Raw genomic sequence first — 25,715 nt, forward strand, 5'->3', positions numbered from 1 at the left:
CGATCGGAAGCCAACGGAGACCGGCATGCCCGAACATGAATCCCTGCAGGCGTTGTATCCGTTCCTGCACGGCGCACGCCAGGACGCGGACAAGCTCGACGCGGCGTTGCTCGAGTCAGTGCGTCTGAAGGCGCAGGACAGCGTCGACACCAAACAACGCTTCTTCGACGAAAACGGCCCGGCAGTAGTGCGGATCGCTCGCGCGATTGCGGAGATGTACCGCCGCGACGGCAGGCTCTTCACCATGGGCAACGGCGGTTCGAGCTGCGACGCCTCGCATATTGCCGTCGAATTTCTGCATCCGGTGACCACGGGTCGCCCGGCACTCACCGCCATCAACCTCGTAGCTGACACGGCCATGATGACCGCTGTCGGCAACGATGTCGGTTTCAGCCATATTTTCGTGCGGCAACTGGTGGCGCAAGGCCGGAGTGGCGACGCGCTGATCGGCGTGTCGACCAGCGGAAATTCCGAAAACCTGCTGACTGCCTTTGCGAAAGCGAAGGAGATGGGCCTGCTGACCATCGGTCTGTCAGGCCACGACGGCGGACGCATGGCTGCCAGTGCGGCGGTCGATCACTGTCTCGTGGTGAAAAGCGACAGTATTCATCGCGTGCAGGAGACTCACGTCGCGATTTATCACATTCTGTGGGACCTCGTGCATACGCTGCTCGCCGACGACCGCGGCGGCCTCGCCGGTTCGGCTGGACTGGCCAGCTCGGCGGAGGGAGGTGCGCCATGAAATATGTCGATGAGTTTCGCGACCCACACAAGGCGAAAACGCTGGAGAAGGAGATCCGCGCACTGGTGTCCCGCATTGAGCGCGCCAAACAACGGCCGCTGCAGATCATGGAAGTGTGTGGCGGCCATACCCATACGATTTTCCGCTACGGTATTCAGCAAATGCTGCCCGATGCGGTGGAGTTCGTGCATGGTCCCGGTTGCCCGGTGTGTGTGCTGCCGATGGGCCGCGTCGACGATTGCGTTGCGTTGGCCGAGCGTCCGGAAGTGATCTTTACGACCTTCGGCGATGCGATGCGTGTGCCGGGTTCGAAGAAGAGCCTGCTGAAAGCGAAAGCCGACGGCGCGGACGTGCGGATGGTCTATTCGCCGCTCGACGCTTTGAAGATCGCGCAACAAAACCCGGACCGGGAGGTGATTTTCTTCGGCCTGGGCTTCGAGACGACCATGCCCAGCACCGCGATGACGGTCCTGCAGGCTCACGCGCAAGAGGTCCACAATTTCTCGCTGTTCTGCAATCACATCACGATCATTCCGACCATCAAGGCGATTCTCGATTCGCCCGACTTGCATCTCGATGGCTTTCTTGGCCCGGGGCACGTCAGCATGGTGATCGGCACACGGCCCTATGATTTCATCGCGCGGCACTATCGCAAGCCGATTACGGTGGCGGGATTCGAACCGCTCGATATATTGCAGTCGATGTGGATGGTGTTGCGGCAGATCGAAGCAGGGCGCTGCGAGGTGGAGAACCAGTATGGCCGGATCGTGACCGAGGACGGCAATGCGCAGGCTTTGTCGGCGGTGATGCGCGTGTTCGAGACGCGCGAGTTCTTCGAATGGCGTGGACTGGGTTCGATCGATCACTCGGGCGTCAGGGTTCGTGAGACGTTTGCCCGTTTCGACGCGGAGCGCAAGTTCGACGTGCCGAACCTGAAGATCGCCGATCCGAAAGCATGTCAATGTGGAGAGGTGTTGAAGGGCGTGATCAAACCGCATCAATGCAAGGTGTTCGGCACCGCCTGCACACCGGAGTCGCCGCTCGGTTCGCTGATGGTGTCGAGCGAGGGCGCCTGCGCGGCTTACTACACCTATGGGCGTATCGATACGTCGCGGATCGAAGAGCGGCGCGTTGCGCGGCAAAGTGCAAAATCAGCCGACGCGATGGCGCCGGCATGTCTTGGCGCAAGCGGCGTAGCCGTTGTACCTGATGTGCCTGACACGCCTGCGCTGATTGACGATGCGATCGCTACGACGGCCACGCGAGGCCATTCATGAACGACCGCGTGCCCGACCCTCTACAGCCCACGGCGCCTCGCCGCGTCGCGCACATACGCGACGCCTCCGTCAATCTCGCACATGGCGGCGGTGGCCGCGCGATGCGGGATCTGATCGAAGACGTATTCGTCTCGACCTTCGACAATCCCACGCTCGCGGCGCTGGAAGATCAGGCCGTCTTCACACTCGCCGATCTTGCTACGCATGGAGACCGTCTCGCGTTTACGACCGATAGCTACGTAGTCGATCCGCTGTTCTTTCCAGGTGGCGACATCGGTACGCTGGCTGTATCGGGAACGGTCAACGATCTTGCCGTATGCGGAGCGACACCGTTATATCTCTCGTGCGCGGTGGTGATCGAAGAAGGTCTTGCCGTCGATATCTTGCGGCGTGTTGCCGCGAGCATGCAGCGAGTCGCGCTCGAAGCGGGCGTCGCGATCGTGACAGGTGACACGAAGGTGGTCGAACGTGGTTGCGCGGACAAGCTCTTTATCAACACCGCCGGCATCGGCGTGGTGCGCCACGACGTGTCGATTTCAGCCCGCAACGCGCGCCCCGGCGACGTCGTGATCGTCAACGGTTATCTCGGCGATCATGGCGCGGCGATTCTGGTCGCACGTCAGCAGCTTGCCCTGGAAGCCGATGTGGAAAGCGATTGTTGTCCCCTCAACGGCCTGATCGCCGCGATGCTTGATGCGTGCCCGCAGATTCATTGTTTGCGCGATGCGACGCGTGGCGGCGTCGCGACGGTGTTGAACGAGTTCGCACAGAGTTCGAACGTGACGATACGGCTGCGCGAAGCGGACCTGCCGTTGCGGGAGGAGGTCAAAGGCGCGTGCGAGATTCTCGGCCTCGATCCGCTGTATCTGGCTAACGAAGGCAAGCTGGTGGCCCTCGTGCCCGCCGATGCAGCCGGGCGGGTGCTTGCTGCCATGCGCGCGCATCCGGCGGGGCGTGAGGCAGCGGCAATCGGTGCGGTGGAGGTCGGAGAGACGGGCGCGGGTGGTCTTGTCGTCATGCAGACCGCGTTCGGTGGACAACGCATCGTCGACATGCTGGTGGGCGAGCAACTGCCGCGCATCTGCTGACCGCTGGAGGAGCGCGCCATGCATGAGTTGAGCATTGCCAACAGCGTCGTCGAGATTTGTGCGGAACAGGCCAACGGCGCGCGCGTGCGAAGGGTGACGCTGGAGATCGGGCGATTGTCGGCGGTGATGCCGGACGCGATCCGGTTTTGCTTCGACGTCTGCGCGAAAGATACAGCCGTGGAGGGCGCGACCCTGGAGATCATCGAAATGCCTGGGCAGGCCCGTTGCCTTGCGTGCGGCGAGACGCTCGACATCGATGTGCCGTTTGGGCAGTGCGAATGCGGGAGCGACAACCTCGAACTGATTTCGGGGCAGCAGTTGAAGATCCGGCAGATGGAGGTGGTGTGATGTGTACGACATGCGGATGCTCGAATACGCAGGGCGCGGCGGTGACGGATCTGGATGCGGAGGAGGCGGTGCAGGCGCAGGTGGACGCGCAATCGCAATCGCAAGCTACGCGAGAAGGCGCTGCAGCAGGCACGCGTGAACCGTCGTATCGACGAGTGACTGAACATGAGCAGGGGCATGCACACCTGCATCCGCAGAGCCACTCGCACGTGCGCGGCCAGCCACATTCACACGACTCGCAGTATCCGCACCATCACGAGCATGAGCATTCGCACGACGGTGTCCACGCGCATTCCCATCCCCATGAGCATTCACATGACGGCGACCACTCGCACGATCACACCCATATGTATGATCACCCGCACAACCACGGGAGCGAGCATGTCACGTCAATCACCTTGGAGCAGGACATTCTGGCGAAGAACCAGTTGCTGGCCGAACGTAATCGCGGCTGGCTGGCGGGGCGATCGATTCTCGCGCTGAATCTGATGAGTTCACCGGGCGCGGGCAAGACTACCTTGCTCGAGCGCACGATCCGCGATCTTGGCGAGACGTTGCCGCTCACGGTGATTGAAGGCGACCAGGCGACGCTTAACGACGCCGAGCGAATTCGCGCCACCGGGGCACGTGTGGTTCAGATCAACACCGGCACGGGATGTCATCTGGATGCGGAGATGGCGTCGCGGGCGCTGACGCAGCTCGATCCGCCGATGCATTCGGTTGTGGTGATCGAGAATGTCGGCAACCTGGTGTGTCCCGCGTTGTTCGATCTTGGCGAGGGGGCCAAGGTGTTGATTCTTTCCGTCACGGAAGGTGAGGATAAGCCGATCAAGTATCCGCATATGTTTCGGGCTTGTTCGTTGCTGTTGCTGAATAAGATCGATCTGTTGCCGTATTTGCGGTTTGATGTCGAGAAGTGTATTGGCTATGCGAGGAGGGTCAATCCTGGGATCGAGATTTTGCGGGTGTCGGCGCAGAGTGGTGAAGGGATGGACGCATGGTATGGGTGGGTTTGCGCGAAGCGGTAGGGGTTTGTTTGTGCCTGCGTGGCGCTTGTTTGGCCGTGTTCCTGGGGCTTTGGCCTTTCCTTGTTCTGGCTTTGGTGCCTTTCCTTGTTTTGTTAGTGGTCTATTAGCGTTCCCCCTGTGCGGGGGGGCACCTACTTTTCTTTGCCGCCGCAAAGAAAAGTAGGCAAAAGAAAGCGGCTAGAAGCCCCTGCTAAGTGGGCACCGTGGTTTGCCTGGGGTAGTGGTGCGACTGGAATCTGTGTTCGTGCCGCTGCTTGGGCTTGTGACAAGGGCGTCATACTTCCGGCGGCGCTGCGCGCGCCGAAGAGCCGTTCATAAAACCACCCGCTACGTTTTGACGCTCCCGCCTCGCCACCGGGCCGTGGCTCGTCATTGCATCGCCCCCGCAGCCGTGACCGTGACCGTGACCGTGATTGCGGGGCACCGACAAATCATTTGAAGTGGGGGTTCCCGGGCGAATGCAGAGGCGCCTCGCCGAGGCGAAGCCGACGGCCCCACAGACCTCAACCGAAGCCCGTGGTTTCCCATGCAGACCCGTCCGCGACGCACGCAGTGCGGAGTGGGAGCTGATGACTCCTTTGTCACTAACGCCGAATGTGAGAGAACACAGATTCCAGTCGCACCACTACCCGCAGCAGACCACGGTGCCCACTTAGCATTAGCGGTTTGAGCCGCTTTCTTTGCTTATCTTTCTTTGCGGCGGCAAAGAAAGTAAGTGCCGCCCCGCACAGGGGCAACACTAATAGACCACTAACAAATCAAGGAAAGGCACCAAGGCCAGAACAAGGAAAGCCCAAAGCCCCAGGAACACGGACAAACAACCGCCGCGCAGGCAAAAAGAGAAATTCAAAACTTATGCCGAAGACCAACCCTCACAACAGCCTGTTTATCATCAGCCGCCGCCGAAGGCCCATTAACAGCAGCCACGGCCTGCCTGCCAGTCGAGTCCACCCCGGAGGCCTTCTGATAAACCCCAATCAGATACACATCAGTACGTTTCGACACGAAGTAGTCGACCCCTGAAGCGACCTGCTGATAGGTCGCCCCTGTCATGCCTTTGACCGAACTCCCTTTCGTATAGTCATACGCAACCCCACACAGCAAATCAGCCGTGATCTGATACTTGAAGTTCACTTCCGCATTATTCAACGTGGCATTGCCACTCAGCCCGGCAGGATTCGGCCCCGACGACAGATCCCCAAGATCACGAAAACTCGTATTCGAATACGTCGCGCCAAACGTCGCCGCACCAAAAAGATACGACGCCCCAGCCCCAATCACGTGCAGCGATTTCGCCGACGCATACCCGGAATACACAGGCGACACCATATTGCTGCCAGGCACGCCATTCACAGTAGCCGCGGGACTACCGGTACTGCCAAAGAAGGATGTATTCGGGTTGGCGACATCGAGATAACCCACACCGAGCGCCAACGGCCCATTCACATACCCTGCCGACACTGACCAGATCCGGTTGCGCGAGAAATTGCCCGCGACGCCGCCCAGGCTAACCATACCTTCCACCGTCAAGCCACCATACGTATTGCTGGTGAACTTGATCGCATTGTTGGTGGAGTTCGTGTTGTTGATGTTGTCGAGATCGCCAGGATGCGCCGCCATATAGCCACCCCATTGATCGCCGACCTCGAAGGGCCCCAGGATATCGACGTTCGTGTCGTACTGGCGGCCGAGCGTGACCGTGCCAAATGGACCCGACAAGCCCACCCACGCTTTCTTGCCGAACAGCAGCCCGCCTTGGCCGAGTTTGCCGGTGCTGGCGTCGAAGCCGTTCTCCAGCATGAAGATCGCTTTCATGCCGCCGCCGAGATCCTCCGCGCCGCGCATGCCCCAGCGGCTTTGCTGCATCACGCCGCTCAGCAGACGAACCGCGCTATGACCCGAGACGCTGCCGTTGGCATTGGCCGTCGCTGCATTGCTCGTATAACTCAAACCTTCATCGATAATGCCCTATAGCGTGACGGCACTCTGTGCATGCACCACGGCCGGAAGGAGTGCGGCGAGGCTTACTGCCAGTAGCGTTTTTTTCATGTGGTTTGACGCTCGTTTAGAGGAAGTGCGAAAAGTGACGGACGTGTTCGCTCCCGCGAGCCACGCGTTGCTTGTCTGCAAGCAGCCGGCGGCGAAACCGGCTAATGGAAGAACCTCGGAATTAGCGGTGTCTAACGGCGCCCGCTGATCAGCGGTGGCCGTATTGTGCGGCGGGCCGCGGCGGTCTCATAGGCATGGCCGAACTGGAGCAGACTCCATTCGTCGCGAAAGCGTCCGGCGATCTGCAAGCCGATCGGCAAGCCGGACGCGCTAAAGCCGCATGGCATAGCGAGCACCGGCGATTCAGTGGAAGACAGATACCAGCAGATGCGCATCCAGTCGATGTACGAGTCGTAGTGCGTACCCATGAATTCAGTGGGCCAGCGCAGATCGGCGTCGAAGGGCAGCATCTGTGTGGCGGGCAGCACGTAGTACGCGTGGTTGTCCATGAAGCGGCGCATGCGTTCGAACAAGGCCGTCTTGCGCGCGAACATATCGCCCAAGTCCGCTGCGGATAGCGAGCGATGCAGACGGCACTCCGCTTCGATTTCCGGCTTCAATTGTGCGCGTGCCCCGGCATCGAGCCGATCAACCAGGCTGCCGATCATCCACGCGCGCTCGATGCGGAACACGTCCTCGGCGTCACCGAGATCGGGGTCGGCGAATTCGACCTCGCAACCCATCGACTCGAACACCGCCGCCTGGGCCTGTACGGCCCGCTGAATCTCGGGGTCGACAGCAAGACCGGCAAGCTGGATCGACATGGCGACGCGTGTGCCACGAAAATCGCGTTGCAACGGTTGCGCGAAGCGCGATCCTGGTTCGGTGATTTCGGTCGCGGTTTCGCCTGAGGGGCCGGAGATCGCGCTGAGCAGCAAGGCGGTATCGGCGACATCGCGCGCCATCGGCCCATCTACGCCGAGTGTCGCCCAGCCGTTCGGATCCGGCGCGCGCGGCACGCGTCCAGGCGACGGACGCAAACCCACCACCGCATTCCACGCGGCCGGATTGCGCAGCGAACCGCCCATGTCGCTGCCGCACGCTAGCGGATTCATCCCGCACGCAACGGATGCCGCCGCGCCGCCGCTGCTCCCGCCGGCGGACTTGTTCAGGTCCCACGGATTGCGCGTCACGCCAAACACGTCGTTGAACGTGTGCGAGCCGGAACCGAACTCAGGGGTGTTCGATTTGCCGATCATCAGCGCACCTGCAGCGTCACAGCGGCGAGCGATCAGTGCGCTGTGCTTGGGTACGTGATGTTCGAAGGCCTTTGAGCCGAACGTGGTGCGCACGCCGCGCGTCGCGGTCAGGTCCTTCTGCGAAACGGGCAGTCCATGCAAGGGACCTTGCCAGACGCCGCGCGCCCATTGCGCATCGATTTCGGCGGCACGGTTGCGCAAGGCAGATTCATCCGCGATCGTCACCAGTGCGTTGACTTGCGGGTTGACGGCCTCGATGCGTGAGAGGTGAGCGTTCAGAATGTCGACGGCGCTCACTTCTTTCTTGCGCTGCAGTTCGAGCAAGGTAAGGGCGGACAGGTCACAAAGATCGCTGCTCACAGCGAGCCGTGTATTGGCGTGAAGAGTATCTGACATGAGAATTTCGCGGTGTTGAAGAACGAATGATGTGTGTGACGGCCTAGATGTCCTGACGCGTGCGGTCGACCACGAACAGGAGCGCGATCAGCGAGAGCACCCCGCAAACGATCACGTACCAGGCGGGCGCGGCCGGATTTCCGGTTGCCTGAATCAGCCAGGTCACGATGAATTGCGCAAAGCCGCCGAAGATCGACACGCCCGCTGCATAGGCAAGGGAAAGTCCCGTTGCACGTGTGCTGCGCGGGAACATCTCCGGCAGCATTGAACCGGTCGCACCGGCGTTGATGGAATGCAGCGCTGCGAGTGCGCAGACCACCAGATATAAAGTGCTCACCGAAGGCGAGTGCTGGATCAGATAAAAACCCGGCAGAATGAGCACGGTCAGCAGCACGCGCGAGATGAAGGTAACGCGTTTGCGGCCGAACGTATCGGACCAGATGCCGCCCACCGGCGACATCACCAGCATGACCGCGCCGGCGAGAATCCCGCACCAGAGGGCGGTATCCATTGGCAGATGCAGCACCTTGATCGCATACGTCGACATGTAATAGATCACGATGAAATGCGCTGACGTACCGCCGACCACAAGAAAGAGAGCCACCAGCACGAGGCGCCAGTCGCGCTGCAGAACAGTCTTCAGCACGCCGGCAGAATCGGGCGCTGAGTTGGCCGGCGCATCCGCTTCGCCGCCCAGCCGTGAACGCAGATAAAGGCCGAGCGGCGCGATCAGCACGCCTGCGAGAAATGGAATACGCCATCCCCAGGTTTCGAGCGAAGCCTTGTCGAGGTAGTGCGACAGTAGAAAGCCCACCAGCGAGCCGGCCAGCGCTGCCGCGCCCTGGCTCGCAAACTGCCAGCTCGTGATGTAGCCACGCCGCGAAGAAGACGCGCGTTCCGCGAGCAGCGTGGTCGCGACGCCGACTTCGCCGCCGGCGGAAAAGCCTTGCAGCAAGCGCGCAGCGACGATCGCGAGCGGTGCGGCGATGCCGATTTGCGCGTAGGTGGGCATCACGCCGATCAGGCCTGTGCCCACCGCCATTGTCACGAGCGTGAGATTCATCGCGGCGATACGGCCGAAGCGGTCCGCCAGCACCCCGAACAGCACGCCACCGAGCGGACGCGCGATAAAGCCGATACCGAACGTGCCGACCGAGAGCAGAAGTTGCTGTTGCGACGAAGCGAGCGGGAAGAACAGCTTGCCGAGCAGCACGGCAAAGAAGCTGTAGACGGTGAGGTCGAAGAATTCAAACGCGTTGCCGATCGTCGTCGCGACGATCAGCCCACGCGTCGATGGACTATGCCTCGCGCTTTGACTGACATCGTTGAGCGATGAACTGAGTGACGGTGACTTCATGAACGGGATCCCTCTGGAGGTGAATCAAACCGTGATGCTTCGATATCGTTTCGAGCGCCTTCAATGACGGCGACAGGAAAAGTCTAGGGAGTCAAAAAAGCATTCTGGATTTGCTTTTTCTTATTGTGATAACGCTGGGTTATCGCGCCCGGCCGGGCCGGGTTCGGGCGAGGGGCAGGGCTTATGCGGGCCGCACGGCTATGGGTATTTGGGAGCATGGCCAGGGGTTTTCCTGCGGTGTACCATCGATTCAAGCCATCAGCCGCCGGTTGATGCCGAGCGTGACTCCTCTTTCTCCAACGGTTCATCCGACCGCTCTAACCCGTGAAATACAACCAGTTGCGCGCTCTAGTGGCGATTGCCCAGCACGGCAGCATTCGCGCTGCGGCCAAAACGGTGTGTCTGTCCCAGCCCGCGTTGACCAAGGCGATTCGTGAGCTTGAACAGGAGTTGGGCGTGCCGCTGGTGTCGCGCAGCGCGCGTGGCGCGCAACTCACGCAGTTCGGCCAGGCGGTGTGTGCACGCGCGAGGCTCATCCTGGCCGAGATGCAGCACGCGAAAGACGACGTGGTCCATCTATCCGGCCAGGCGGGCGGCACAGTGTCATGTGCGGTCACGCCGCTGGTGTCGCTGAAGTTTCTGTCGCGCGCCATTCACTCGTTCCGGCAGCGCATGCCGAAGACGCGGCTCTCGGTTCAGGAAGGCTTTCTGACGGCAGCATTGGCACGGCTGCGCGATGGCTCGCTCGACTTCGTGATCGCGATCGTCGACGAAAAGAAGCTCGCGCCGGAATTCATGTTCCGCTCGTTGCTCGAAGGCGAGTTGATCATTTCCGCACGCAAAGGGCACCCATTGGCTAATGCTGAATCGATTGCGGATCTGGAAGGCGCGGAATGGATGCTGAACACAACGCCCGAAAGCATCGGCCAGTCGTTACAGGATTTTTTCGTGCAGCATGGGGCGAGCGTGCCGAACGTGGTGGTGGAGTGCAGCTCGTTCAGTGCGAGTTTTTCGCTATCGGTGAATAGCAATCTGCTGTCGTGCTGTCCGAAGAGCTTTCTGGAAGCAGACTGGATTCGCGAGCGGCTCGTTTCAGTGCCGGTGCGTGAACCATTGCCGCGCGTGTCAGTAGGCATCATCTCGCGGCGTGACGCATTGAATACCTCGGCCTGCGATTATTTGATCGACTGTTTCGTTGAGGCGGTCGCGGCGGTGCCGCAGTTTCAGTTCGACACCGATAGCGCGGGCGTGGTTTAAGGGGCCACGCGTCGCTGCTGGTTTCAATTGCGCCCGTCGTGCGTCAATGCGATGCCGAGCGCTTGATGCGGTGGAAATTGCGATCGAAATAGATCAAGCCATCGCCATCCGTGCGCACGCTGATGCAGGTGGTTTTGACAAACATGACCGAGTGCGAACCCACTTCCTTCAGATCGACGATCTCGCCCTGCAGACTCGCGAGTGCGTCGCGCAAAACCGGCACGCCGTGCGTGCCGTCGTCCCAGATCGGCCAGCCAAAGCGTTCCTCCATCGGCACCTGCGTCATGCCGGCGAAGTGACGCGCGAGCAGTTCATGCTCACCGGGCAGTACGTTGATGCAAACATGCCGGTTGCGTTCGAAGGTGGCGTGCATCGCGCTCGAGCGGTTCAGGCAAACGAGCAGCGTGGGCGGCGTATCGGTCACTGAGCACACGGCGCTCGCGGTGACGCCGCAGCGTCCATGCGGACCGGCGGTCGTGATGACGTTCACGGCCGCGGACAGATGCGCCATGGCCTGACGGAATTGCTGCCGGGCTGCGAGCTCGGGGTCGGCGGCGGGAGTCGCTTGCGTTACTTGTGAGGTCGGCGTCATGTTCTGGGTTCCTGGGGGCGCGGTAGGGATCTGGATTCAAGCGTAATCAATCCTCGCGCGGAAAAAAATCAGCGCGAGCGGTGCGCGTAGAGGCCTCTTTCCCAGTCCGTCTAAAGGTTTCCCCAATGCCTGTCTGTACGGTGCAGCGTATGAGCGTCTTTTATCTCCGCTACAGGGTAATTATCGCTTTGCAGCGCTTTTTCCACTGGTTATCATGAACCCGCAAGACGCTTCGAATTGCACCCATCCCGAACCGTTCCACAGACGCCATGTCCCAGCAGCCTCAGTCCGCTCCGTCCCTCGCACCGATCGTCTATATCGTCGACGACGACAACGGCATGCGTACCTCGCTCGCCTGGCTGCTCGAGTCGGTCGGCGTGAAGTCGGCGGGCTTCGCCAACGCCAGTGAATTTTTGAGCGCGTTTGATCCGAGCGTGCCCGCGTGCCTCGTGCTCGATGTGCGCATGCCGGAGCAAAGCGGCTTCGACGTGCAAGCCGAGTTGAACCGTCGAGGTGCGACGCTGCCGATCATTTTCGTCAGCGGTCATGGCGACATTCCGATGTCGGTGCGGGCTTTGCAGAATGGCGCAATTGACTTCGTCGAGAAGCCATATAACTCGCAGCAGATGCTCGATCGCGTGCAGCGTGCGTTGAAACTCGCGTCGCAACGTCATGCTGCCGATCAGAAGCAGCGCGAGTTACGCAAGCGCCTGGCGTCGCTAACGGCCCGCGAGAAAGAAGTGCTGCGCGGCGTGATCGACGGTAAGGGCAGCAAGCGTATCGCCTCCGATCTGTCCATCAGTGTGAAGACCGTCGACGTGCATCGCGCAAGCATCAAAGACAAACTTGGCGCGGCGTCTATCGCGATGCTGGTGCGCGACGTAATGGCGGTGTGGGATCAGGAGGCGGCCGCGTCGAGCACTAACGCATGAACAGGCCGCCGTTCACATCCCAGCATGCGCCGTTTGCAAAGTAAGCGTTCTCAGCAGCCAGCATGACCGCGACATCGGCGACATAGTCCGCTGAGCCCAGACGTCCCGCCGGAATGTTGGCGATCACCGCCTTCAGTTTGTCGGCCGCGACGCTCTCGTGCACGATCGGCAGATCCATCGGCCCAGGCGAAATTGCATTGACGGTCACGCCCGCTGCGCCGAGGTCACGTGCGAACACCTTGGTCAATGTAATGACACCGCCTTTTGCTGCCGCATAGTGCGCGCCGGTGGCCGATCCGCCGTTTTGTCCCGCCAGCGAGGCGATATTGACGATGCGGCCTGCGCCGACGTCGGCGAAATGCTGGCCGAACACCTGACAGCCGAACAGCACGCTGCGCAGGTTTACGTTGATCACCTGATCGAACTGCTCGGCGGTGATCTCCATCACGGATACGACTTTGGATGCACCCGCGTTGTTGATCAATGCGTCGATGCGGCCCCAGCGTTGCAGGATCGCATCGCGTGCGGACTCGAATGCGCTCTTCGAGGTGACGTCGAGATTCAGCGCGAAGGCGCTCGAGCCGTCTGCGCTCAGATCGCGGGCAAGGGCCTGTGCGGCATCGAACGCAATGTCGCCGATGGCGACCGCATAACCCGCTGCATGAAAGCGTGTGGCAATCGCGGCGCCAAGACCACGCGCGGCGCCGGTGACGAGTACGACTCTTTTCTGCATTGCTTTTTACTCCGAGATAAGAGCGGCTTCAAATCGCGCCGCAATCGCGCACACCTGCTCATCCGCCCCTTTGCGTCCGACGATCTGCAAGCCGGCCTTGAGCGGCGAACCATCGATAGGCAAGGGCAAGCTCAGTGCCGGATGGCCACTCAGATTGAACGGCCGGATCAACGACGACATGGCGATGACGGAGGTGCCGCCGCGTGCCTCGGCGAGCGTGATCGGCAGCGCGGGAAGTGTGGGCAGAATCAACACATCGACGCTCTCAAGCGCGTGATCGACGGCGGCTGTGAATTGCCGACGCACCGACTCTGCCGCCTCGCATTGCGCCGCGGTTGTATTCGCAGCGGCGCGCAGCCGTGCGTCGAGATCGGCGCCGAGCTTGCCGCTTGCCACGAGGTGACCGAACGCATGAAAGGTTTCTACGTTGATGATCGCGAGGCCCGCTTCGAAGGCGGCGGCAAGCCCTGCGAGTTCCAGCGTGAGAGCGGTGCAATCGGCCTGGTCCGTGGCGCGCGTGACGGCTTTAAGGATTTCCGGCGCTGCGTCGACCTGCACGATACCAACGTTCCATGCGCCGCTTCGTGCCGCCTGGGCCGCATGTGTGTCGAAATCGGCGGTGATCGCCTGCATCGCGGCGACGATCATTTGCATCTCGCGCGCGAACGGCCCGACGCAATCGAGCGTCGATTCACGCGGTGCGACGCCGCGCCGCGAGACGCGTCCAAAAGTCGGCTTCAAACCGATTACGCCGCAACACGCGGCGGGGCCGCGAATCGAACCACCGGTGTCCGTGCCAAGCGCGGCATCGGCAAGCTTCAAACCAACGGCCGCCGCCGATCCACTCGACGAGCCGCCGGGAATACGCGAGGCGTCCTGGGGATTTTGCGGCGTGCCGGTGTAATCGTTGATACCCGTCATGCCGAAAGCGAGCTCGTGCATATTCGCCTTGCCGACGATGTGCCAGCCGGCATCGAGCAAGCGCTCCACGACTTCCGCGTGCTGCTGCGCGGGTGGTGCGTCGGCCAACGCACGGCTCGCCGCCGTGGTCGCATAGCCGGCGATATCGATCGTGTCCTTGATGGCGATGCTGGGGCCTGTGCCGCCTAACGACAAAGTCTGGATAAACTCATTCATGGGTTCGGTTTCCTTGCGTTGACTTGCCAGGGCGCATCGAAAAGGCGTTCGGTGCGAAAGTGCGTGATGAGCCAATCGTGGCCATTGTCGGCGGGTGCGAAATCCACGTCGAGGCGTGCCGAGATCAACTCAGCTTGCACGTCGACATAGCCGGACGCTTGCAGCATGATCCAACGGCCTTTCGCGGTTGCGCCTTGAACCTCGATAGTTTCCGACGTGAGGAAATGCACATTGACCGAGAAATGCGGTGACGGCGGTAAGTAGCGAGTGAGCATCGCGAGAATTTCCGCGTGACCGGTGAGGTGGCCGAACTTGCTCGCGTACTGCGGGCCGATGCCTTCCCAGATCGCGTTGGCAGCGAAGAGGGCCGCGAGCGTCTCGCCCTCGAGCGCACCCGAGGGCACGTCGCAGAGCGCCATATAGCGCGCCATCGTGCGGCGCACCGCCGATTCGGCTTCGAGCGCGGCAAGCCGTTCGGTCAACCTGACAAGCGTATCCGGGTTCTCGTTCATCGCATCGTGCTCCGGCGCGTTCAAGCCGCGTTGGCGTGTTGCGGCGGCACTTGCAGCGCGCGGCCAACGCGCGCTTCGATCTTGCCGTACCGCCACAGGTTGTATTCGCCGACCGGCGTGGTGCGATACAGATTGCACACCGCCACGGCGGTATCGAAGTCGCGCACGTCGGCCATGATGTAGAAGGTCCACGGCGAGTTGTCGGCGTTGCCGACGGTGAGGCGGTCGTCGTCCATGATGCCGAGCACGCTGACGCCGTCCATCGATTCGACGGCAGCCAGCATCTTGCCGTAAGCCTGCCAGACTTCGCCGATTTTCTCGCGCGGCAAGTCGAAGAAATTCTGCGTCACGCCGCAGCAGAACAGAACGCGCAAGGGCAGGTTCGGGTTATCGGACATTGTGTGGTTCTCCATGAAATCGTTTGAACGGCAAAATCAAAAAATAGCTTACAGATAGCCCGGAATCGGCGGCACGCCGACGAACACCGCACCGGCGCCGTCGAAGTTGCCCTCGCCGAGGAACGCGTGCTGGGTGACCACCATTGCGTCGCGCACCAGGCGCTGCAGCGGATGCGAGCGATAGATCGCCATCGTGCCACCGAGCCGGTAGGCGCGCTGTACGACGTCGGCGCCTTCGCGGGCGATCTGCGTCGCGGCGAGCCGCAGCAGGCTGGTCTGCTCGGGTGTAACGGGGTTGCCGGCGAGGATCGATTGCCAGACGTCGTCGGTGGTGTCGTAGAAGAATGCGCGGGCCGAACGCAATTGGGCTTCGGCTTTCGCCAGTTCGATCCGGTAGTACGCGCGGTCGGCGAGTTGTGGCGCGCCGGTTGTCGTCTTGCGGCCGCCGGCCATCTGGTTGGCAACATCGAGCGCCGCACGTGCGAGGCCGAGGTTGACCACGGCCAGCACTTGCGCCGCGTAGGCGATGGTCGGATAGCGATACAGCGGTTCGTCCACGCACGGTTCGCCGCCGCGCACGAAGGTCCAGTCGTCGGTGACGAACTGATCGGTGACGCGCAGGTCGTGACTGCCGGTGCCTTGCATGCCAACCACATCCCAGTTCTCGACGATCTCGACCTGATGCGGACGGAACACGGCGGTGCGCGGTTTGCCGGGCGTGCCCGCGCTTGGGCCGGCCGCGCCAATCCCTACGCCGAGCCAATCCGCGCCCTTGCAGCCGCTCGCGAATTTCCACGTACCGTTCACACGCCAGCCGCCATCGGCGGGCTGAGCGGCTTGTACCGGGAAGAGACCGCCTGCGAACACCTGATCGGGACCGTCGGCGTAGATCTGCGCCTGAGTGGCCAGCGGCAAGGCTGCGAGATACACGTTCGCCGAGCCGAAGCTCGCGACCCAGGCGGCTGAGCCGTCCGCTACCGCGATACGTTCGATCATGTCAAGAAACGCAGTAGGTGCGAGCGCATCGCCGCCGAAACGCTTAGGCGTTGCGGCGCGATACACACCCGCGCGTTTGAGTTTGGCGATGACATCGCGCGGCACATGCGAGAGGCGATCGAACTCTTCACGCCGTGCGGCGATTTCGACGATGACGTCGGCGAGCGGCAAACGCGCTGCATCGCGGCTGGCTTCTGCGACGGCGGCAACAGTGTCGATGGCGGTGTCTGACATGGCGGGGGCATCTCCTTGATTCGTTATCGGCTGGAACACGAGGCACGTTTCGGTCGCGGGCAAAGACGCCGACGACGGCGCGTGCAGGGTGAAGCCAGTCTAGAAATGCAAAAAGAACGCTTCAATTGGGACGCAAGACGTGTTTTTAGGTACGGCGCCGGGGGTATCTAAAGAAATCTTCAGACGCGAATCATGCCGACTGGTGTTATGTTCCTCCACGTACGCGATCGAACTTTTGTGCAGCCTCGCCCGATGAATTTCCCCGCCGAAGAAGATTTCCACCGCCTGCTCGACGCGCTGACGCTGTGCGTGCTGCTGCACGACGCCGAAACGAAGGCGATCGTGTGGGCCAATCGGGCAGCTTGCGAGGCGCTCGGTTTCACGCTTGAGGAAATGCTGCCGCTCAAGGCGAAAGACATGACCCGGCCGGTACCGAAGTATCGGCGCGAGATCGGCGTCGGGGCCATGGACCGTGCGATCACGGAAGGTCCGCAGGTCTACGAGTGGTGTTACCGTTCGCGCACGGGCGCCGACATGCTGTCCGAAGCCATTGCAACCTACGTGCCTTTGCAGGAGCGTGCGGTGGTGATGGTGCAGTTTCGCGACATCAGCGTCGAGGACACGCTCAAGCAAACGCTGCGGCGCTATGAGTCGCGGCTGCGCGAGTTCATGCAGGATCTGGGTGAGGGCGTGGCCGTACTGACGCCCGCGGGCGAAGTGGAGTTCGTCAGCGAATCCGGACGGCGTGTGCTGGGTCTGGAAGAGGGCGCGCCGATGGGCGACGTGCTCGACTATTGCAGCGAGCCGGATCGCGACCGGCTGCTCGAACAGCTCGCCACCGCACCGCGCATCCAGCCTTCGCCACCGCAGCGTTATCGCATCACGCGCCGCGACGGCACGCCGGGCTGGTTGCGCATCACCTGCCGACGAATCGAGATCGAAGACGACCTCAACGGCCGCCTCCTGCACTTTCGCGACATCACGGACGAAGTGGCTATCGAAGAGGCGCGCCGTAACGAGGCACGGCTGCTGGAATACGCGGGGCGCTACAACGCGATGGGCGAAATGGCGACCGCCATCGCGCACGAGTTGAGTCAGCCGCTCGCCGCGGTGCGCAATTTCATCGAGGGCGCGATTCTGCGGCTCGGCCAACCCGGTCCCATCGACGATGCATTGTGGGGCCTGCGCAGCGCTGATCGCCAGGCCGAGCACGCGGCGGTGATCATCAAGAGCGTGCGCGATTACATTGTCAAGCGGGAGCCGAGCGAGACCCAGGCGGACTTGCGAGACGTCGTCGCGGACGTCGCATACTTCATCGAATTGCGCGCGAGAGACGCAGGCGTTGCGGTCACGATCGAGCAGGCACCGGAAGCCTTGCCGGTGTATTGCGAGCGCGTGCTGATTGGCCAGGTGGTGCTGAATCTGGCCTTCAACGCGATCGAGGCGCTGACTGAATGCCTGAATGCCGCTGCGCGGCGCGGTGAATTGCGCCTCGTCACCAGCCTGCGCGGAAAATACGCGCTCGTACAGGTCATCGACAACGGCCCAGGCGTGCCCGCCGAAGCGCACGGCCGCCTGTTCGACGGGTTTTCTTCGTCGAAGGCGGGCGGCAACGGCATCGGTTTGTCGCTGTGCAAAAACATCGTCACGCGGCATGGCGGCGAAATCTGGGCCAAACCGGCACGGCAAGGCGGCCTTCAATGCAGCTTTACGCTGCCGATTGTGGCCGTTCCCGCCGGCTGATCGCATTTCAGTCATGCGCCGTATTGATGTTCTTCGGAATGGTCACGAGTGTGATCGCGGTGATGAGGCCGAAGCCGATCAGCATCAACGCGACTGGCCAGGGCGCATGGAACTTCGAATACAGCGCGATAGCGACGAGAGGTGCGAGTCCGCCGGAAAACACCGAGGCAATTTCATGGCCTAGCGCCATGCCCGAATAGCGGACCTCGGTGGGAAAGAGTTCACCCATCAGCGCGGGCTGTGTACCGATCATCGCGGCGTGGCAGAAGGGCAAACCTAATGCGAGCGAGAGGAACACCAGCAACGGTTCATGCGTATCGATCAGCCAGAACGCGGGAAACGCGATCACGACGAGGCCGAGCGCGCCGATCATATACACCGGCCGCCGGCCGATCACATCCGATAGCCGCCCCCACAGCACGATCGTGGCGAGTTCGAGCAACATCGCGAGCATCACGCCGCCGAGCATCACCGAGACCGGCACACCGATCGTCTTGCCGTACACCAGCACGAACGAAAGGAAGATATACGTGCCGCCGTTTTCGGCGATACGCAGCCCCATGGCCTGCAATACCTGCTTCGGGTGATTGCGCAGCACGGTCAGCACCGGCATGTGCTTCGGTTTGGCCGCGGTAAAGTCGCGGCTCTCGGGCAGGCTTCGGCGAATATAGACACCTACGCCGAAGATCAGCACGCTAGCGAGAAACGGCAGGCGCCAGCCCCACGACATGAAGCTCTCTACTGGCAGCCGCTGCACCAGATAGAACGCGGCCGCCGACAGCACGAAGCCTCCCGCCACGCCCAACTGACTGAACGATGCGTAGTAGCCACGGCGATTCGCCGGTGCGCTCTCGCTGATGAGCAGCACGCCACCGCCCCATTCGCCGCCGGATGCGATGCCTTGCACGACCCGCAAACAGATGAGCGCGATAGGCGCGAGGAAACCGATCTGCGAGAACGTCGGCAACAGGCCAATGCCGAAGGTCGCGACGCCCATCATCATCAGCGTCACGACGAGCGCGCGTTTGCGGCCATGCCGGTCGCCGATGTGCCCGAACACGATGCCGCCTAGCGGCCGCGCCAGGAAGCCGATCGCGAAGCCCGCAAACGCGGCGAGGGTGCCCATCAGCGGGTCGCCGTGCAGCGGGAAGAACAACGGCCCGAAGATCAGGGCCGCGGCCGTGCCGTACAGAAAAAAGTCATACCACTCGAGCGCGTTGCCGATCACGGAGGCGACGATGATCCGCCGCAGTGTCCGCGAGGTCGCAGGCGCCGCTGGCGTGGCGGCTGATACGGCCGAGGGAGAAAGCGTGTCGTTTGGCATCGTCGTGCTCGCTGGTTCGCTTGTGGGGGAAGGGACGCTAGCGCCCGAGTGACTTCGCGGTCTGGCCGCCGATACCGAAGTCGGTATTCGGAATGTCCTTGATCATCACGCGGGTGGCGTCGAGCGGCGAGTCGAGCACAGAAGCACTTGTCTCACTGAGCGTGGCGATCAGCGCGGTCTTTTGCGCGGGCGTGCGGCCCGCAATCAGGATCGCGACGATCACGAGCAGCGATGCGCGGCTGCCTGCACGATCCGCTGCGCTCGAGCCGCCAATGCCGAAATCGTGTGGCGGCAATTCGCTCAGCAGAACTCGCACCGATTCGGCGGGTGCGCTGATCGCGTCGACAGTGGCCTGAGTGAGACCGGCAATCAGTTGCGCTTTACGCGCTTCTGCGTGGCCGGCCGGTAGATAAACCTCTAGTGTGGGCATTGTTTTGCTTCGCTTGCGTTTCGAGAGTTCACAGCAGGAACCCGATCGCGCTGAGCGCCTCGGTCGAATCGATCAGGCGGATCACCTTCTGCACGATGCGTGGCTCGCCGCTCGCGAAACTGATGCGATGCGTGAGATCCGCCGCGAACAGGGTCGACTTGCCGCGTTTGTACGCGACGATGACCTGCGCCGAGCTCACCTCGACCTCGTCGCTCGCATCGCTCGACAGCGTGAAACGCGAGACCGTGCGCACGGTGCGGGCGGCGTCGCTCGCCGAGGCCGAATAGCCGGACGTCATGCGTTGCACGCGCTTTTCGCGCATGTCCTGATCGTCGTATGCGTAGTTCAGCGTGGCGGCGAAATCGGTGGTGTCGTGATCGATCGGCACCACGTAGAAGCCTGCCGGGTCCCACAGCGAAAGCCACGCGTGATAGTCCTTGCGGTCCAGCAGTTCGGCTTCCCGCCAGATCAGTTCGATCGCGCCGGCAAAGGTCTTCTGCGAGAACAGCGTGTTCCTGTCATCCATCATGCTTGCTCCATCATCGTGCGCCATTGCGCGTACGCTTCCCGCATCCCGGTTTCGTCGGTAGCGTGGGCGGTCTTTTCGCCGTTCGGCGCGGTGCTCTCGCGATTCAGGCCGCGGTTCACGAGGATCGGCAGATCGGGGCCGGCATGCGAGCCGCGCTGCACGCGTTCCCATGCTTCGGCGTCGTCCGGGCTGCCGAAACCGAATGGGCCCTGGAAGTGCTCGTGAATACGCAGACGCACGCGGTTCGCTTCGTCGGGGCCGCCGTCCATGGCAAGGGCGACGTGACGGATTTCCGTCTCGTTTGCGGAGATGGGCCGCAGCACGCGGAAAAACGCCATCGAGAGTGCAAGGTTCGGAAACAGATTCAGGTTGAACCCGACGCCCATCAGCGAGCGCACGATGCGGCGCACCTCGTCGGGCGTATGCTTTTCGCCAAGCGTGGCGGCGAGTTCCTGGAAGCGTTCGGGAATGGGCGCGCCGTCATCCTTGTCGAGATCGACGAGTTCCGGCACCAGCACGGCGAGGCTATGGCCGTTGCCGAGTGAGCGGCAGAAGGCTTCGTCGCTTGTCATGAAGCTCGTGATCGCCGCGGCGGTTTCGTCGTCGATCGATTTCATCCACGACTTGTGGACGACCGGGAAGTGATACAGGTCGGTGGTGTTTTCGAGCTGGATCTTCCAGTTACCGTTAAAGCGGAAGCGATGTTCGCCGTTGGCTTTGATAGGATAGCCCGCGCCTTGCTTCATGAAGAGGTCGATCCACGGCTTGGCGCCGCCGAGGAAATCTTCGAGCGGCTCGATCTCCTGATTAAAGCTCGCGAAAATCAGACCTTGATAGATCCCCACGCGCAAGCTGGCGAGCGGCAACTCGGTCTTGTCGATCACGCCTTCATAGCCGTCGCCATAGGGCAGTGCGCGCAATGCGCCGTCGAGGCCATACGTCCAGCTGTGATACGGGCACGTGAAGCCTTTCGCATTGCCCTTGTGCTGTTCGCAGACCGTCGCGCCGCGATGGCGGCAGCGGTTCTGCAGCACGTTGACGGCGCCGCTCTTGTCGCGCACCACGATCACCGGCTGACGGCCGATCGTGGTGGTGCGGAAGTCGCCCGGATTCGGCAGTTCGCTTTCGTGCGCGACCCAGATCCACGTCTTGTAGAAAATGCGCTCGAGTTCGGTTTCGAAGACCGCCGGGTCGTAGTACAGCGAGGGGGCGACGCGGTCGGACTGCGCGCGCTGATACAAGGCGCTCGCGTCGACGGTCTGATATGAGGAATCGCTCATCGTGGTGTAGGTGGGGTGGTCGATGGAGCAAAGTCTCGCTGAGCGACTGATATGCGTCAAATTGATCTAAAATAAAATATAAAATCAATCTCATGGATATCTTGATGAATTCGCTAGACCACGTCGACCTCAATCTGCTGCGCGTTTTCCAGGCGATCGTCGAGGAGCGCAGCCTCACGCGGGCCGGTCAGCGGCTTGCACTTTCACAGCCGGCGATCAGTTACTCGCTGGGGCGTTTGCGAACCCTGTTCGACGATCCGCTGTTTATTCGCACGCGAGCCGGCATGCAGCCCACGCCGATCGCGCTCGAACTGTCGGGCATCGTCGCGCGGGCGCTGGATACGGTGCGTGAAGCACTGCGCTATGCGGAGCACTTCGATCCCGCGGTGAGCACGCGCACGTTCCGCTTATCGCTGTCCGATGCGGGCGAGTTGGCGTACTTGCCGCCGATTTGCGAGGCGTTGCATCGGCAGGCGCCGCGCGTGAAGTTGCGCATCGAGCCGCTACCGGTGGAAGAAATCGAAGATGCGTTGCGCGCCAGCCGGCTCGATTTTGCAATCGGCAATCTGCCGACCTTGACCGCGCGCACGCGTCATCAGGCGCTGTTCGAAGAGACTTACGTTTGCATGACACGCAAACGGCGCGGCCTGCCACGCACGAAAGAACTGGCCATGAAGACGTTTCTGGACGCGTCGCACGTGCAGATCACGTCGGTCGAGCACAGCCACTATGCACTCGACGATGCGTTTCGTGCCCAAGGTGTGGGCCGGCATATTGCGTTGGAGCTACCGCATTTCGTGGCCTTGCCGAGCGTGCTGGCCGTGACCGATCTGTTCGCGACGCTGCCGCGGCGTCTCGCGCAGATTTTCAATCGTGATGGCGGGTTTCAGCTTTACGAGTTGCCGGTTACGTTGCCGATGGCGGCCGTCACGATGCATTGGCACGAGCATTTCGATCAGGACGAGGGCAACGTGTGGTTGCGCAATCTGATGGGCGATATCGTGCGGCGGTTTGATGAGCGGTGAGACGGAGCGCATTTGCTGCTTTTTCAGTTACTGCGGTAGCGCGGACAGGGCGATTTCGCCGGCGCTGTTCAGCTGCTCGACTTGCCAGCACGTGTCGATTAGCTTGCGTGTTCGATCCGGCGAAAGAATGCCTTCGGTCAGATCCGAGAATTTCTTCTCGAGTTGCTGATCGGTCATCGGCACTTCGGTGCTGCCGATCGCGTGCTGGATGAATTTATGCACCTTGCGCCCGTCTTTTAGCGTGATGGTCATGTCAACCTGCTCCGGTTTGACCGCCGGGTCGATGATGGTATTTACCTTCTCTCGCAGTGCCACCGTCATCGGGTCACGTACTTTCGCGTCGCTGAACTGCTTTTCACCCGCTGCTCCGTCGATCACGGCAATCGCCACTGCGTGATAGATGCTGAACTTGCCCTCGAGGCCGATCTGCGGGGTCTTCTTGCCGGTTAGTTCGATGACGAGAGGATTCACGCGCAAATCGATACGGTCGATCTGCTCAGCTTTCAGATGGTATTGATTGCGAAGCTGGATTGCTGCGTCGATCGCCGGGTGGATCACGATGCCGCACGCAAAAGGCTTGTAAGTGTTTAACGTCGACTCGTAATGGGAGCCTAAGCCCTCGGTGATTTCGCGGTAGTCCTGTTTGGTGCTGATAGTGTTCGCCCATCCCCGTTTCGCTTCGATCATGCCGTCCGAACTGGTGTAATCCTTGCCTGCCAGCAACGCGGCGAAAATACCATCGGCGGCCGCGCGCCCTGGGTTGAAGCTCTTGTTCATCGAGCCGAAAGATTCCCGCAGCCCGACCGGCTGCGACGCGGCGAGGCCTAGTGCCCAGATCATTTGTTGAACGCTCAAGCCCATGAGTTTGCCGGTCGCCGCCGCCGCACCGAATACACCGCACGTGCCCGTGATATGCCAGCCGACATCGTAGTGGTTCGGATATACGGCATTGCCAATGCGCAATTCCGTTTCCACGCCGAGCACGAGCGCATTCAGAAAGTCTTTGCCCGACACCGGACGATACTGTGAGTACGCCAGAATGGCGGATACGACTGGACCGGCCGGATGAATAATCGTCTTCAGATGGGTATCGTCGTAATCGAAAATGTGACTGCTGACGCCGTTGATAAACGCCGCGTTCATGATGTCGAAGCGCTCGGTACGGCCAAGCAGGTTTGCCTGCGGCGGCCCGGAAAACGGTGTGAGCGCCGCCACCGCGCGATCCACGGTTTCGTCATGCGAACCACCGACAGCGACTCCGACCCAATTCATCAATGTCCGCACGCCCTCCTTACGGACCTGAGCGGGCAGGTCCTGATAACCAGTCTTGACAATAAACTCAGCGAGGATACGCGTGACTTTCGGCGGGTGTGCGGCGTCGCCGTTGGTGGGCGCAGGCACGGGGGGCGCACTGGCTGCGTCTGGCGCTTGAGCGAATACCACCTTGCTGGCGGCCGCCGATGCCAAGGCGCCCACAGCACCTGTTTTCAGAAAATGACGCCGGTCGATCGTAGACATGAAAATTGTCTCCTTCAGGTTCGATATTCGATAGCCTGGACGGCAGTTTTCACCTTCAAGGCTTGTTGGATGTTGGATGAGCTCGCGCAAGGACACGTCATGTCGTGATCAACGGCCTGAGTTCGCGAATGTCCTTAAGCGTCTCCAGGTGGTTAATTCTCTCGATCAGCCTGGCGGTTTTCGCCGCGCCGAGCACGGGCGCCATCAGATCGCGCGCTTTCGCGTTGACGGCCTCGGTGGACAGCGGGTTCTCCTTCGTGCCGGGCGGAAAGCGCGTGAAGTGGTCTACGGTGCGGCCATCCGTCAGCGTGACTTCTACTTTGGCGCCGCGCGGCGCGGCGGGGTCCATCAACGACTGGTCAGGTTGCACGGTGACTTTCGCGCGCTGCGCGACGATCACTGGATCGTGCATCAACGCGACATCGTGACTGTCGCGAAACGACACCGCGCCTTTGACCAGTGCGAGCGCCACCAGGTGCTGACAGTTGACGTCGGGCATCGCACTGTCGCCGACGATGCCTTCCGCGTCCGACGGAATCCGGACGACGATGCTGCGCACGTTGTCCGGCGTCAGGCCGTACTGCTTGCGCAAGCTCAGCAACGCGTCGAGGGGCGACTGGATTGGATAACCGACCGAGTAAGTCTTGATGGCCGTTTCGGTCACGTAGAAGCGGGTGCCGAGTCCGTCGAGCATGGCTTGCGGGTTCGGCTTCGTCGATAGCGCGATGAACAGGTTGTGCGTGCCATCAAGCACATCGTAGACGCCGGTCATACCCGACCGAACCATGCCGACTGCCGTCACGCCGTTGCGCGCACCCATGCCGGCAAAATCGAAGGCCTTTTCGATGTGGTCCTTGTCCTTGACCCAGCTCCAGAGTCCCGACACCTGTTGCGCCGAGTAGGAAAGCGCATAGCGCATCTGGGTTTCGTCGAGCCTCGCCATCGATGCCGCTGCACCGAGCGAGCCGAACGTCGAAGCGGTGCCCTCGGCACTCCGATGCGAACCTCTCACGAGATCGGGCCCGAGTGCCATCAACAGCCGACAGGCGAGATCGTATCCGAGTGCGACAGCCCGGATCATTGCCTCGCCGCTTTGTGCCTGATGTTCGCCGACCGCGAGTGCCGCCGGCACCACTGAACTGCCGGGATGCGCCTTTGTCACCGGCTCGAAGTCATCGGTTTCGTCGGAGTGTGCGCACATGGCGTTGGCCAGCGCTGCGTTGACGGTTGTCGTGCGAAACGACGAGCCGATCACCGATGCCTGCGGCTTGCCGCCCAATTCGTGCACGTAGTTCGAGGCCATCATGCCGGGCCGCATCCGCGCGCCCGAAACCATTGCGCCGAACGTATCGAGGATGCGCTGCTTGCACGCGACCATCGCCGCCTCGGGCAGCGGCGTATCGCGCGCCGACACCATGTAACGCGCGAGCTGGCCGGTGATATCGGCGCCTTTCGCGCCCTCATTGCCGTCCTCGTTTGCCGCGCTGGCGACGCGCAGCGGCATGATCGATAGCGCCGCCAGCGCGCCCGCCGATCGCAGTAGCCGGCGACGTGCCGATATGAAGTCTCCGTCCATGAACATGGCGTCTCC

At 61.8% G+C, this 25,715-nt stretch carries 23 protein-coding genes and 1 pseudogene; 9 read left to right on the forward strand and 15 right to left on the reverse strand.

The window, feature by feature from the left end:
• Positions 1-25 precede the first annotated feature (25 nt).
• Genes KHO30_RS14550 through hypB form a run of 5 tightly spaced genes read left to right on the forward strand, consistent with a single transcriptional unit; the run spans position 26 to position 4,483 of the window.
• Complete coding sequence (locus KHO30_RS14550) at positions 26-742, forward strand: D-sedoheptulose-7-phosphate isomerase (protein ID WP_211701364.1); 717 nt, start codon at positions 26-28, stop codon at positions 740-742.
• Positions 739-2,019 (forward strand): hydrogenase formation protein HypD, encoded by a 1,281-nt coding sequence (gene hypD / locus KHO30_RS14555; RefSeq protein WP_211701365.1) that lies wholly within the window; start codon positions 739-741, stop codon positions 2,017-2,019. Before KHO30_RS14550 ends, hypD begins: the two co-directional genes overlap by 4 nt.
• Positions 2,016-3,107, forward strand: coding sequence for a hydrogenase expression/formation protein HypE (gene hypE, locus KHO30_RS14560; protein ID WP_211701366.1), 1,092 nt, complete (start codon positions 2,016-2,018; stop codon positions 3,105-3,107). The genes hypD and hypE overlap by 4 nt, the downstream gene beginning before the upstream one ends.
• Before the next feature lie 18 nt (positions 3,108-3,125).
• Positions 3,126-3,455, forward strand: coding sequence for a hydrogenase maturation nickel metallochaperone HypA (gene hypA, locus KHO30_RS14565; RefSeq protein ID WP_097392783.1), 330 nt, complete (start codon positions 3,126-3,128; stop codon positions 3,453-3,455).
• Positions 3,455-4,483 (forward strand): hydrogenase nickel incorporation protein HypB, encoded by a 1,029-nt coding sequence (gene hypB, locus KHO30_RS14570; RefSeq protein WP_211701367.1) that lies wholly within the window; start codon positions 3,455-3,457, stop codon positions 4,481-4,483. Before hypA ends, hypB begins: the two co-directional genes overlap by 1 nt.
• A gap of 846 nt (positions 4,484-5,329) precedes the next feature.
• Here the strand turns inward: hypB and KHO30_RS14575 are convergent.
• From KHO30_RS14575 to KHO30_RS14585, 3 genes and pseudogenes are all read right to left on the reverse strand, one after another.
• A pseudogene (locus KHO30_RS14575) lies at positions 5,330-6,532 on the reverse strand (porin).
• Between the two features lie 131 nt (positions 6,533-6,663).
• Positions 6,664-8,127, reverse strand: a complete 1,464-nt coding sequence (locus KHO30_RS14580) for an amidase family protein (protein ID WP_211701368.1) — start codon at positions 8,125-8,127, stop codon at positions 6,664-6,666.
• 43 nt (positions 8,128-8,170) lie between these two features.
• Entirely contained in the window at positions 8,171-9,484 is a 1,314-nt protein-coding gene (locus KHO30_RS14585) for an MFS transporter (protein WP_211701369.1), read from the reverse strand.
• Positions 9,485-9,808: 324 nt separating this feature from the next.
• Between KHO30_RS14585 and KHO30_RS14590 the strand changes: the two genes are divergently transcribed.
• Entirely contained in the window at positions 9,809-10,741 is a 933-nt protein-coding gene (locus KHO30_RS14590; protein ID WP_211701370.1) for a LysR substrate-binding domain-containing protein, read from the forward strand.
• Between the two features lie 43 nt (positions 10,742-10,784).
• Here the strand turns inward: KHO30_RS14590 and hpaC are convergent, their stop codons facing one another.
• On the reverse strand, positions 10,785-11,333 hold the full coding sequence (gene hpaC / locus KHO30_RS14595; RefSeq protein WP_175052509.1) for a 4-hydroxyphenylacetate 3-monooxygenase, reductase component: 549 nt from the start codon (positions 11,331-11,333) through the stop codon (positions 10,785-10,787).
• A 269-nt stretch (positions 11,334-11,602) separates the two neighbouring features.
• On the opposite strand from hpaC, the gene KHO30_RS14600 reads away from it, so the two are divergent.
• The gene (locus KHO30_RS14600) at positions 11,603-12,265 is read left to right on the forward strand and encodes a response regulator transcription factor (protein WP_200619366.1); all 663 of its coding nucleotides are present in this window, start codon (positions 11,603-11,605) and stop codon (positions 12,263-12,265) included.
• Here the strand turns inward: KHO30_RS14600 and KHO30_RS14605 are convergent.
• The 5 genes from KHO30_RS14605 to KHO30_RS14625 are packed head-to-tail and all read right to left on the reverse strand — an operon-like array spanning position 12,255 to position 16,275.
• Complete coding sequence (locus tag KHO30_RS14605) at positions 12,255-12,998, reverse strand: SDR family NAD(P)-dependent oxidoreductase (RefSeq protein ID WP_211701371.1); 744 nt, start codon at positions 12,996-12,998, stop codon at positions 12,255-12,257. The two genes, KHO30_RS14600 and KHO30_RS14605, sit on opposite strands and share 11 nt — an antisense overlap.
• A 6-nt stretch (positions 12,999-13,004) precedes the next feature.
• A complete protein-coding gene (locus KHO30_RS14610) occupies positions 13,005-14,135 on the reverse strand; it encodes an amidase (RefSeq protein ID WP_211701372.1) in 1,131 nt (376 codons plus the stop codon).
• A complete protein-coding gene (locus tag KHO30_RS14615; protein WP_211701373.1) occupies positions 14,132-14,647 on the reverse strand; it encodes a nuclear transport factor 2 family protein in 516 nt (171 codons plus the stop codon). Before KHO30_RS14615 ends, KHO30_RS14610 begins: the two co-directional genes overlap by 4 nt.
• A 20-nt stretch (positions 14,648-14,667) precedes the next feature.
• Positions 14,668-15,045 carry a hypothetical protein gene (locus tag KHO30_RS14620; RefSeq protein WP_054041509.1) on the reverse strand — a complete coding sequence of 126 codons (378 nt, stop codon included), beginning with the start codon at positions 15,043-15,045 and terminating at the stop codon, positions 14,668-14,670.
• Between the two features lie 48 nt (positions 15,046-15,093).
• On the reverse strand, positions 15,094-16,275 hold the full coding sequence (locus KHO30_RS14625; protein ID WP_211701374.1) for an acyl-CoA dehydrogenase family protein: 1,182 nt from the start codon (positions 16,273-16,275) through the stop codon (positions 15,094-15,096).
• A 252-nt stretch (positions 16,276-16,527) separates the two neighbouring features.
• Here KHO30_RS14625 and KHO30_RS14630 point away from each other — a divergent pair, with 252 nt between their 5' ends.
• Positions 16,528-18,018, forward strand: a complete 1,491-nt coding sequence (locus KHO30_RS14630; protein ID WP_200619360.1) for a PAS domain-containing sensor histidine kinase — start codon at positions 16,528-16,530, stop codon at positions 18,016-18,018.
• 7 nt (positions 18,019-18,025) lie between these two features.
• Here the strand turns inward: KHO30_RS14630 and KHO30_RS14635 are convergent, their stop codons facing one another.
• From KHO30_RS14635 to KHO30_RS14650, 4 genes are read right to left on the reverse strand one after another with little or no spacing between them, the layout of a single operon-like run.
• On the reverse strand, positions 18,026-19,342 hold the full coding sequence (locus tag KHO30_RS14635) for an MFS transporter (protein WP_093642810.1): 1,317 nt from the start codon (positions 19,340-19,342) through the stop codon (positions 18,026-18,028).
• Between the two features lie 37 nt (positions 19,343-19,379).
• Positions 19,380-19,772, reverse strand: a complete 393-nt coding sequence (locus KHO30_RS14640) for a tautomerase family protein (protein ID WP_211701375.1) — start codon at positions 19,770-19,772, stop codon at positions 19,380-19,382.
• A 28-nt stretch (positions 19,773-19,800) separates the two neighbouring features.
• Positions 19,801-20,301 (reverse strand): aromatic-ring-hydroxylating dioxygenase subunit beta, encoded by a 501-nt coding sequence (locus tag KHO30_RS14645; RefSeq protein ID WP_200651641.1) that lies wholly within the window; start codon positions 20,299-20,301, stop codon positions 19,801-19,803.
• The gene (locus tag KHO30_RS14650) at positions 20,298-21,581 is read right to left on the reverse strand and encodes an aromatic ring-hydroxylating oxygenase subunit alpha (RefSeq protein ID WP_093642801.1); all 1,284 of its coding nucleotides are present in this window, start codon (positions 21,579-21,581) and stop codon (positions 20,298-20,300) included. The genes KHO30_RS14645 and KHO30_RS14650 overlap by 4 nt, the downstream gene beginning before the upstream one ends.
• A 104-nt stretch (positions 21,582-21,685) precedes the next feature.
• On the opposite strand from KHO30_RS14650, the gene KHO30_RS14655 reads away from it, so the two are divergent.
• On the forward strand, positions 21,686-22,606 hold the full coding sequence (locus tag KHO30_RS14655) for a LysR family transcriptional regulator (protein ID WP_093642798.1): 921 nt from the start codon (positions 21,686-21,688) through the stop codon (positions 22,604-22,606).
• A gap of 27 nt (positions 22,607-22,633) precedes the next feature.
• Here KHO30_RS14655 and KHO30_RS14660 read toward each other — a convergent pair whose 3' ends face one another.
• A complete protein-coding gene (locus KHO30_RS14660; RefSeq protein ID WP_211701376.1) occupies positions 22,634-24,124 on the reverse strand; it encodes an MmgE/PrpD family protein in 1,491 nt (496 codons plus the stop codon).
• A gap of 97 nt (positions 24,125-24,221) precedes the next feature.
• On the reverse strand, positions 24,222-25,706 hold the full coding sequence (locus KHO30_RS14665) for an MmgE/PrpD family protein (protein ID WP_211701377.1): 1,485 nt from the start codon (positions 25,704-25,706) through the stop codon (positions 24,222-24,224).
• Positions 25,707-25,715: the final 9 nt, after the last annotated feature.

Origin of the sequence: Paraburkholderia aspalathi (assembly GCF_905220735.1) — a bacterium.
Lineage (GTDB): Bacteria > Pseudomonadota > Gammaproteobacteria > Burkholderiales > Burkholderiaceae > Paraburkholderia > Paraburkholderia aspalathi.

Bases quoted from the DNA above. Each gene is read 5' to 3' on its own strand.
- KHO30_RS14550 (WP_211701364.1), top strand. From the start codon at position 26: ATGCCCGAACATGAATCCCTGCAGGCGTTGTATCCGTTCCTGCACGGC.
- hypD (WP_211701365.1), top strand. From the start codon at position 739: ATGAAATATGTCGATGAGTTTCGCGACCCACACAAGGCGAAAACGCTG.
- hypE (WP_211701366.1), top strand. From the start codon at position 2,016: ATGAACGACCGCGTGCCCGACCCTCTACAGCCCACGGCGCCTCGCCGC.
- hypA (WP_097392783.1), top strand. From the start codon at position 3,126: ATGCATGAGTTGAGCATTGCCAACAGCGTCGTCGAGATTTGTGCGGAA.
- hypB (WP_211701367.1), top strand. From the start codon at position 3,455: ATGTGTACGACATGCGGATGCTCGAATACGCAGGGCGCGGCGGTGACG.
- KHO30_RS14580 (WP_211701368.1), bottom strand. From the start codon at position 8,127: ATGTCAGATACTCTTCACGCCAATACACGGCTCGCTGTGAGCAGCGAT.
- KHO30_RS14585 (WP_211701369.1), bottom strand. From the start codon at position 9,484: ATGAAGTCACCGTCACTCAGTTCATCGCTCAACGATGTCAGTCAAAGC.
- hpaC (WP_175052509.1), bottom strand. From the start codon at position 11,333: ATGACGCCGACCTCACAAGTAACGCAAGCGACTCCCGCCGCCGACCCC.
- KHO30_RS14600 (WP_200619366.1), top strand. From the start codon at position 11,603: ATGTCCCAGCAGCCTCAGTCCGCTCCGTCCCTCGCACCGATCGTCTAT.
- KHO30_RS14605 (WP_211701371.1), bottom strand. From the start codon at position 12,998: ATGCAGAAAAGAGTCGTACTCGTCACCGGCGCCGCGCGTGGTCTTGGC.
- KHO30_RS14610 (WP_211701372.1), bottom strand. From the start codon at position 14,135: ATGAATGAGTTTATCCAGACTTTGTCGTTAGGCGGCACAGGCCCCAGC.
- KHO30_RS14615 (WP_211701373.1), bottom strand. From the start codon at position 14,647: ATGAACGAGAACCCGGATACGCTTGTCAGGTTGACCGAACGGCTTGCC.
- KHO30_RS14620 (WP_054041509.1), bottom strand. From the start codon at position 15,045: ATGTCCGATAACCCGAACCTGCCCTTGCGCGTTCTGTTCTGCTGCGGC.
- KHO30_RS14625 (WP_211701374.1), bottom strand. From the start codon at position 16,275: ATGTCAGACACCGCCATCGACACTGTTGCCGCCGTCGCAGAAGCCAGC.
- KHO30_RS14630 (WP_200619360.1), top strand. From the start codon at position 16,528: ATGAATTTCCCCGCCGAAGAAGATTTCCACCGCCTGCTCGACGCGCTG.
- KHO30_RS14635 (WP_093642810.1), bottom strand. From the start codon at position 19,342: ATGCCAAACGACACGCTTTCTCCCTCGGCCGTATCAGCCGCCACGCCA.
- KHO30_RS14640 (WP_211701375.1), bottom strand. From the start codon at position 19,772: ATGCCCACACTAGAGGTTTATCTACCGGCCGGCCACGCAGAAGCGCGT.
- KHO30_RS14645 (WP_200651641.1), bottom strand. From the start codon at position 20,301: ATGATGGATGACAGGAACACGCTGTTCTCGCAGAAGACCTTTGCCGGC.
- KHO30_RS14650 (WP_093642801.1), bottom strand. From the start codon at position 21,581: ATGAGCGATTCCTCATATCAGACCGTCGACGCGAGCGCCTTGTATCAG.
- KHO30_RS14655 (WP_093642798.1), top strand. From the start codon at position 21,686: ATGAATTCGCTAGACCACGTCGACCTCAATCTGCTGCGCGTTTTCCAG.
- KHO30_RS14660 (WP_211701376.1), bottom strand. From the start codon at position 24,124: ATGTCTACGATCGACCGGCGTCATTTTCTGAAAACAGGTGCTGTGGGC.
- KHO30_RS14665 (WP_211701377.1), bottom strand. From the start codon at position 25,706: ATGTTCATGGACGGAGACTTCATATCGGCACGTCGCCGGCTACTGCGA.